This is a genomic window from uncultured Sphingorhabdus sp. (assembly GCF_937872355.1).
In the GTDB taxonomy this organism is placed as follows: domain Bacteria; phylum Pseudomonadota; class Alphaproteobacteria; order Sphingomonadales; family Sphingomonadaceae; genus Sphingorhabdus_B.
On the sequence record NZ_CALMSV010000218.1, the window covers coordinates 1 to 5393 of the forward strand.

Annotated in this window: 3 protein-coding genes and 4 pseudogenes; 6 read left to right on the plus strand and 1 reads right to left on the minus strand. The window is 58.3% G+C overall.

Going from position 1 to position 5393, the window contains the following annotated elements:
• A pseudogene (locus Q0239_RS14310) lies at positions 1–650 on the plus strand (hypothetical protein); the annotation flags it as partial.
• Positions 651–701: 51 nt separating this feature from the next.
• Positions 702–1271: a bifunctional 2-polyprenyl-6-hydroxyphenol methylase/3-demethylubiquinol 3-O-methyltransferase UbiG gene (locus tag Q0239_RS14315; RefSeq protein ID WP_298604032.1), complete on the plus strand. Its 570-nt coding sequence runs from the start codon at positions 702–704 to the stop codon at positions 1269–1271.
• A gap of 36 nt (positions 1272–1307) precedes the next feature.
• On the opposite strand, the gene Q0239_RS14320 is transcribed toward Q0239_RS14315, so the two are convergent.
• Positions 1308–2018 carry a methyltransferase domain-containing protein gene (locus Q0239_RS14320; RefSeq protein ID WP_298604034.1) on the minus strand — a complete coding sequence of 237 codons (711 nt, stop codon included), beginning with the start codon at positions 2016–2018 and terminating at the stop codon, positions 1308–1310.
• Positions 2019–2132: 114 nt separating this feature from the next.
• Between Q0239_RS14320 and Q0239_RS14325 the strand changes: the two genes are divergently transcribed.
• From Q0239_RS14325 to istB, 4 genes and pseudogenes are all read left to right on the plus strand, one after another.
• Positions 2133–2567: a hypothetical protein gene (locus Q0239_RS14325; protein ID WP_298604036.1), complete on the plus strand. Its 435-nt coding sequence runs from the start codon at positions 2133–2135 to the stop codon at positions 2565–2567.
• A gap of 126 nt (positions 2568–2693) precedes the next feature.
• A pseudogene (locus tag Q0239_RS14330) lies at positions 2694–2873 on the plus strand (biotin synthase); the annotation flags it as partial.
• Positions 2874–2982: 109 nt separating this feature from the next.
• A pseudogene (istA, locus tag Q0239_RS14335) lies at positions 2983–4473 on the plus strand (IS21 family transposase); the annotation flags it as partial.
• 8 nt (positions 4474–4481) lie between these two features.
• Positions 4482–5204, plus strand: a pseudogene (gene istB / locus Q0239_RS14340) (IS21-like element helper ATPase IstB); the annotation flags it as partial.
• Positions 5205–5393 lie beyond the last annotated feature (189 nt).

The following is a 5393-nucleotide window of genomic DNA, read 5'->3' on the forward strand; positions in this document are numbered from 1 at the left end:
GCACGACCGGTATGGAATTCGCTTCGGAGATGGTCATCAAGGCAAATCTTCTCGGAATGCGGATCGCCGAAGTTCCTACGACACTCTCCAGGGATGGGCGGTCTCGCCGCCCTCATTTGCGTCCATGGCGCGACGGATGGCGGCATCTTCGTTTCATGCTGCTGTTCAGTCCCCGCTGGCTGTTTCTCTATCCGGGCCTTCTTATGCTCGTTGTCAGTTCGATGCTCTATTTCTCGGTGCTGGCCGGAACGGTATGGCTTGGCACGTTCGGTTTCGACATTCACACGTTGTTTTATGCGCAGACCGGCATGACGCTTGGTCTCATCTCATCAGTCTTCGGCGTCACCGCTAGAATGTTCGGAATGCGAGAAGGATTTCTGAGCGAGCATCGCCTGCTGGAAGCAGTGAGGAGATCGCCCGTCCTGGAGATCGGCGGAATCATGGGATTGCTTCTGATCGCCATCGGCGTCTATCTCGGCCTCGACCTTCTTGCTGCATGGGGAGAGGCCGGTTTCGGCCCGCTGAATTATGGCGGGTTTCTTCGCACGGTCAGCGCATCCACATTACTTTTGTCTTTCGGCGGAATTATTCTTTTCTTCTCCATGATCATGGGCTTTCTTGCCCTGCCGACACGACGTGAAAACATCTGAACGGCTCCAAGCCGGTCACCCTCGGCGACATATCGAAAGAGAGATGCTGGATTGAAGACCTTCGACAAAATATTGCGTTGGTGGCGCGTTCAAAAGGCGCTCACGGCATCGCCGAAAAAAATCCATGCCGTGTTCGATATTGGCTGCGACGATGGATACCTGCTGCGGAAATTCGCCGGCGGCGCAATCCGGCTGGACGGCTGCGATCCCCGGCTTTCGATTGCGCCGCTGTCCGCCAATTCAACCCTGCTGAAGGGATACTTTCCATCGATTCTCGATGGACATGCCGCGACGACCAAATACGACGCGATATTCGCCATCGCGGTTTTCGAGCATCTTACAGAAACCGATCTCAAGGCATCCGCTTCGGTTATCTCCGGGTTGCTGTCGGATAAAGGACGCCTCATCATCACCGTCCCGCATCCATTCGTCGACCACATCCTGGCGATCCTGATGTCGTTACGCATCGTGGAGGCAAAGACGCTCGATGAGCATCATGGATTTGATCCGAATACGCTTGTCGATGTCCTCTCGTCTCATCTCAAGCTGGTGGAGCGCAGGAGATTCCAGCTCGGTCTCAACAATCTCTTTGTTTTCGAGAAAAATAGGACGAGCGCCTAAGACGATTTCGATACACGTCGCAACGTGCGATGCAATTTACAGCTTGTCGCCAAGGCTAAGAATGGAAATGAAATGATGTTTTCGGGGCAGGATCATTCCGAATAGCCCGGCATGAACCGTGACGCCCGGAACTCTTTTTAACTCCTTCAATCCCGAATCCTTGACCAACGCGCTCCAGCTTTCCGGAGTGAAGTAGCGATCGGGAATATTCACGCCATAGGCATAATTGCCATACCAGTCGGCGAGACGCAGTTTCTGGCGGGATACCGGCCCATATTCGAAGTGATCCTTGACCACGACATAACGGCAGATGTCCCCTAGCGATCGAAGGATCGAGGGACGGTCCGATTCCGCAGCGTGATGTAGCACGTCGATGACAACGGCGAGATCGAACGTGCCGAGCGTTTCCAGCTTTGCCTCGGCCAGCTGGGCATAGTTGCTCCACTTGATCTCGGGCGAGTCAGTTGGCGCGGGAAACGTATCGACCCCAAAATAGTCCGCGACAGCGCCGCGCCGTTTCAAGGTGTCGGAAAAAATCATGGACCCGCAGCCGTAGTCGAGCAGCCGCTTGTTCTCGGTTGGAAGCGACACCACCTCCTGCTCGATCGCCCTGTACAGATTTTCGAAGCGATCGCCGCCGACGGCTCGTCGAACAAGATCCAGAACTCGCGCCAGCTGAAGGCGAGGAATCTGCAGCGCCGGCCTGACGGCATTCTTTTCATCGACAGGAGAACTATCGTTTCGCAACTATTTCCACCTTCGAAAGATTTCGATCGGGCAGAGCCCGTCATTTTCCGCAGATGATATAGTCGATGTTCTTGCCGCTTAGCGAGGGGCAAATTCGGGTGATGGTGCGACTGCTTGAACAAAGCAGATTACTGCCCGGAAAATCCACAAAATAAGCCGATGGCCGCAGCAACGGCGAACAAGCGCGGAACTGACGCGCCATTGGGGAACAGGAACTCTCAGGGGTGGCGCGCCATTAGCAGCGCGAATATCGTGATCGAAATGACGACAGAGTTGCGTGATCTCACCGCCGAACACTTCGAGGCGCTGATCGGCGAAACCTTCGAAATCGACGGTCAAAAAACCGTGCTGCGTTCCGTTCGGCGCGGGCCGCCGACGCCGTCGAGATTTCGCGATCAATTCGCGCTGACATTCGATACGCCCGCCAACACAAAAATTCGTTCGGATGTCGTGAGCGTCATCCATCCCGCCGTCGGCGAGCACAATCTGCTGGTAACGCAGGTCATTCATTCGGTGCAGCCGACCGCTCTGGAAATCTGCTTCGGGTGAGCTGCGCAAACATCTCGACTCAAAACACATTGGACAACTTCAGCCGAAAAGGTCGGCTGGAGTTCCATGGGCTTTTAATCGCTTGATTCTTCCATCATCGATGCTAGAACAAATCATGAACATGAGTTGCTCATGGCCACTGTGATCGAGAAGCTGGCGATTTTAGCCGACGCTGCAAAATACGATGCATCCTGCGCATCGAGCGCGGCGCCAAAGCGGCATTCGCTCGGATCTGAAAAGGGCATCGGATCGTCGGAAGGCGCTGGCATCTGTCATGCCTACGCGCCCGATGGCCGCTGCATGTCATTCGGCCTGCAATATTGACCCCCTAAGCCGGGGGATCGGCGTCCAAAATTGACCCCCTACAGAGTGGTCTGTTGCGCTGCCTGCTTTGGAACGAAGCAGGTGGTGGGGGATGCTGATCGTGGAGACGATTGCCCGGATCCGGCGCGAGCACTTCATCAAGGGCAAGACGATCAAGGAGATCGCCCGTGACCTGAAGGTGTCGCGGAACACGGTCCGGAAGGTGCTGAGGTCGGGAGAGACCTCCTTCGAGTACGAGCGACAGGTGCAGCCGCGGCCAAAGCTGGGACGATGGGCAGTAGAGCTTGACGGATTGCTGGCGGCGAACGCGGCTAAATCGGCTCGTGAACAGCTGACGTTGATCCGGATCTTCGAAGAGCTGCGCGGCCGCGGCTATGACGGCGGTTACGATGCGGTGCGGCGTTACGCCAGGCGGTGGAGCAAAGAACGCGGGCAATCGACCGCGGCCGCTTATGTCCCGCTGAGCTTTGCCCCAGGCGAAGCCTACCAGTTCGACTGGAGCCACGAGGTGGTCTTGCTGAGCGGCACCACGGTGATGGTGAAGGCCGCCCATGTCCGGCTCTGTCACAGCCGCATGCTGTTCGTGCGGGCCTATCCGCGGGAGACGCAGGAGATGGTGTTCGACGCCCACGACCGGGCGTTCGCCCTGTTCAAAGGCACCTGCACCCGCGGCATCTACGACAACATGAAGACCGCTGTAGAGACGATCTTCGTCGGTAAAGGGCGTCTCTACAATCGCCGCTTCCTGCAGATGTGCAGCCACTATCTGGTCGATCCGGTCGCCTGCACGCCAGCGTCGGGCTGGGAGAAGGGGCAGGTCGAGAACCAGGTTGGGCTGGTCAGGGAACGCTTCTTCACGCCGCGGCTGCGGTTCAAAAACCTCGACGAGTTAAACGCCTGGCTGCTCGACAAATGCATCGCCTACGCCAAGGCTCATCGCCACCCGGAGCTGGTCGATCAGACGATCTGGGAGGTGTTCGAAGCCGAACGCCCCAAACTCGTTCCCTATGCCGGCCGCTTCGACGGCTTCCATGCGGTGACGGCATCGGTCTCGAAGACCTGCCTGGTGCGCTTCGACAACAACAAGTACTCGGTCGCAGCCAGCGCAGTCGGACGACCGGTCGAGGTTCAAGCCTATGCCGATCGCATCGTGATCCGTCAGGATGGATGCATCGTTGCCGAGCACCCGCGATCCTTTGGCCGCGGCGATACCGTCTACGACCCCTGGCATTATGTGCCGGTGCTCGCCCGCAAACCCGGCGCCTTGCGCAACGGTGCTCCCTTCAAAGACTGGGTGCTGCCGGCCGCGATCGAGCGGATCCGGCGCAAGCTTGCCAGCACCGACGATGGCAATCGGCAGATGGTCGACATCCTCAACGCGGTGCTGACTGACGGTCTGCCCGCGGTGGAAGCGGCCTGTGCCGAAGCACTTGGTCACGGCGTCCATTCCGCCGATGTCGTGCTCAATATCCTGGCCCGTCAACGTGAACCCGCCCCACCGGCCAACATCATGACGCCGGCCGCACTGACGCTCCGTCATGCGCCGATCGCCGATTGTGCCCGCTACGACAACCTCCGGAGGACCATCTGATGGAACGAACCCAAATCTTCGACCTCATGGGCGAACTCAAGCTCTACGGCATGAAGGCTGCCTTCGACGAGATCATGGCGACTGCCGTCAAGCGCCAGCACGAACCTCAGCGCATTGTCGGCGACCTGCTCAACGCCGAGATCAACGAGAAGCAAGCCCGCTCGATCAAATACCAGCTCACCATTGCCAAGCTGCCGCTTGCCAAGGACATCGCCGACTTCCAGTTCGACGGCACGCCGATCAATCAGACTCTCGTCAATGATCTCGCTGGCGGCGGCTTCATCGCCCAACAACGCAACGTCGTGCTGGTTGGCGGCACCGGCACAGGCAAAACCCACTTGGCTATTGCTATCGCCAGAAGCTGCATCCGATCCGGTGCCCGCGGCCGCTTCTTCAACGTAGTCGACCTCGTCAATCGCCTTGAGACCGAGACCCGCAACGGACGGCAAGGACGGCTCGCCGAGCATCTGACCCGGATGGACTTCATCGTGTTGGATGAACTCGGCTATTTGCCCTTCGCCCAGTCCGGTGGCCAGCTTCTCTTCCACCTCGTCAGCCGGCTCTATGAGCGCGCCTCCGTCATCGTGACCACCAATCTCGCCTTCGGCGAATGGCCGAGCGTGTTCGGCGACGCCAAGATGACCACCGCGCTGCTCGACCGGTTGACCCATCACTGCGACATTGTCGAGACCGGCAACGATAGCTGGCGGTTCAAGAGCCGAGACGACGATCACACCACCCGCGCTCGTCTCGCCTCCGCTATCCCGGCCAGCTCCGACGAGACGAGCGCTACCAGCAAACCCCGCCGCGCAAAGGGGTCAAAATTGGACGCCGATGAGGGGTCAAATTTGCGAGCCGATTGACACCCCCGCAACCAAAATACAAAGGCTAATTCAACAGCTTATGCAAAG